Origin of the sequence: Parabacteroides sp. MSK.9.14 (genome assembly GCF_019041495.1) — a bacterium.
In the GTDB taxonomy this organism is placed as follows: Bacteria; Bacteroidota; Bacteroidia; order Bacteroidales; family Tannerellaceae; genus Parabacteroides; species Parabacteroides merdae.
In genome coordinates this window covers 1-1,972 of the sequence record NZ_JAHPXO010000094.1, presented here as the reverse complement: position 1 = coordinate 1,972, position 1,972 = coordinate 1, and the positions used below count along the sequence as shown (strand labels likewise).

The window sequence follows — 1,972 nt, the reverse complement described above, 5'->3', positions numbered from 1 at the left end:
GATTCCCCCGGACCGGGTTCCATCATGAGTCTTTCCCACCACTCGTCGTGGCCGGGCTCGAGACTACGGCTGTTCTTTCTGTCTGCGGTTTCGGATACCACCGTTTTCTTTCTTCTCGGTTTTTCAGTCGGTTCACTTTTCATTGTACATGGATTTTAGCTGGTTGATACTGTGGGCACGGTCTACCCGTTTGCCCGGTTGTCGGAAGCAAATAAAACGATAATAACAGACGGTGTGAAACGGACGGGTCCGATTGGCGGGGTTTGCCGCGTTATTCATATTGTTGGATCAGTCTGACAGTGATGACTTCACAAATATACGCACCGGAAATTTTCCACTCTTCGGGAACGGATCTGAACATCTGTTTACTAAAAACAAATGAATGTTAAAATCAGATTTCCATGACATCTGATGACATATAATGACATCTGATGAAGGGCCGGAACCATATCCGGGAACAATCATTTACTTTGCGGATGAAACAAGTACGCATATGGTGTCAAAGGTAGTCATCCTGTCTTGAAATTCAGGATGTTCCGCCGGAATTCACTAAATTGCGGCACGGAATCCGGATCCGAAAAGAGAATGAAACAGATGTCAAACCTGAAATTACATTAATTATGGAAATAGTGAACATTGAAGCAAGGACCTTCGAGGCGATGCTCTCGGCCTTCCGGACGTTCGCGGATCGGCTGGACACCCTTTGCCGGCTGTACGGTGACATGGAAGAGAAGAAATGGCTGGACAACCAGGAGGTGTGCCTACTGCTGAAGGTCAGCCCGAGAACCCTGCAGACCCTGCGTGACAATGGCACGCTGGCATATACACAGATCTGCCATAAGACTTATTACAAGCCCGAGGACGTAGAAAGTATCATCCGGATAGTGGAGGAGCGCCGCAAGCGGGCTGAAAGCATGGGAAAATCAATTTGAAAAGCCATGGGAAACGAAAGGATGATACTTTCTCCCGGCAGTCTGGCAGGCGGCTGGGAAAGTCTGGACGGCAGTCCCGATTTCTACATCTTCAGGGATTCCAGCGGGGACTACCGCCTGCTGGCCTACAGCCTTGACGCGGAGTACGGGCGGGGAAGTTTCTCGCTCTACAGGATAGACGGGGACGGGGAGGGATGCCATATCCGTATCGGTACGAAAGAGTGCCGGTTCATGTCGGAGGGATGCCCCCATATCCTCCATGTCATGGGGTGGGGCCGATATATGAGAAACTGAAAAAGTAAATGTCAAACCAACAAACAGATGAGATTTATGATGAATACCGATAACCGTTTGCTCACCCGTGAGAGCAGCGAGCATATAAGAGAGTTCTTCTCTACCGTCGAACGTCTCTCCGTTTCCATGGAGCGTCTCTTTGCCGGCAGGTCACCGGCGATGGCGGGCGAGAACTTCTATACGGACCGCGAACTGGCTGAAAAGCTGAAAGTGAGCCGCCGCAGCCTGCAACAGTACCGTGACAGCGGTCTGCTTGCATTTACCCGGCTGGGCGGCAAGATATTGTACCGTTCTTCCGATATCGAGAAGTTGCTTGACGGCTGCTACCGGAAGGCGAGAACCAGGCCGGAGGAACTTTAGAAATGTTCCGTACGGGATCGTGAATAAAGGGGCGGTCGGTTGTCATACCGGTCGCCCCTTCGTTTTCTTTCCATCGGATGAACGACTTTAATTTGCTCATAAAGTATTTATACACAGAGTATTTCTCTTTATGAATTATGATCCGGTGACAACATTGGCATAACATGGCGGGACATGGAAACATTTTTCCGGTATGGCAATAAGATACGGGGATTCCATTATAAAAAAAGACCCTTATTTTATTATGTCATTATGTTATTCTGAAATTGGGGCGGGTCGTTCGTGTACCGGTGGGACGATCCATTCCCGTAATGACGGCATATTCCGTACCGGTATCATTATCCTCCGGCAATGCCGTTTCCCGGTCTTTTCGGAGTGACCTTATG

The 1,972-nt window shown here is 49.4% G+C and carries 3 protein-coding genes and 1 pseudogene; 3 read left to right on the top strand and 1 reads right to left on the bottom strand.

Annotated elements, in window-relative coordinates; genetic code table 11:
• Nucleotides 1-143: pseudogene (locus tag KTG12_RS21150) on the bottom strand (DUF3408 domain-containing protein); the annotation flags it as partial.
• Nucleotides 144-620: 477 nt separating this feature from the next.
• Here KTG12_RS21150 and KTG12_RS21145 point away from each other — a divergent pair.
• The 3 genes from KTG12_RS21145 to KTG12_RS21135 are packed head-to-tail and all read left to right on the top strand — an operon-like array spanning nt 621 to nt 1,586.
• On the top strand, nt 621-932 hold the full coding sequence (locus KTG12_RS21145) for a helix-turn-helix domain-containing protein (RefSeq protein ID WP_005641682.1): 312 nt from the start codon (nt 621-623) through the stop codon (nt 930-932).
• A gap of 6 nt (nt 933-938) precedes the next feature.
• Nucleotides 939-1,226 carry a hypothetical protein gene (locus tag KTG12_RS21140; protein WP_007845189.1) on the top strand — a complete coding sequence of 96 codons (288 nt, stop codon included), beginning with the start codon at nt 939-941 and terminating at the stop codon, nt 1,224-1,226.
• Nucleotides 1,227-1,262: 36 nt separating this feature from the next.
• Nucleotides 1,263-1,586 (top strand): helix-turn-helix domain-containing protein, encoded by a 324-nt coding sequence (locus tag KTG12_RS21135; RefSeq protein WP_005641972.1) that lies wholly within the window; start codon nt 1,263-1,265, stop codon nt 1,584-1,586.
• Nucleotides 1,587-1,972: the final 386 nt, after the last annotated feature.

Coding starts and splice junctions, on each gene's coding strand:
- KTG12_RS21135 (WP_005641972.1), top strand. CDS start 1,263: ATGATGAATACCGATAACCGTTTGCTCACCCGTGAGAGCAGCGAGCAT.
- KTG12_RS21145 (WP_005641682.1), top strand. CDS start 621: ATGGAAATAGTGAACATTGAAGCAAGGACCTTCGAGGCGATGCTCTCG.
- KTG12_RS21140 (WP_007845189.1), top strand. CDS start 939: ATGGGAAACGAAAGGATGATACTTTCTCCCGGCAGTCTGGCAGGCGGC.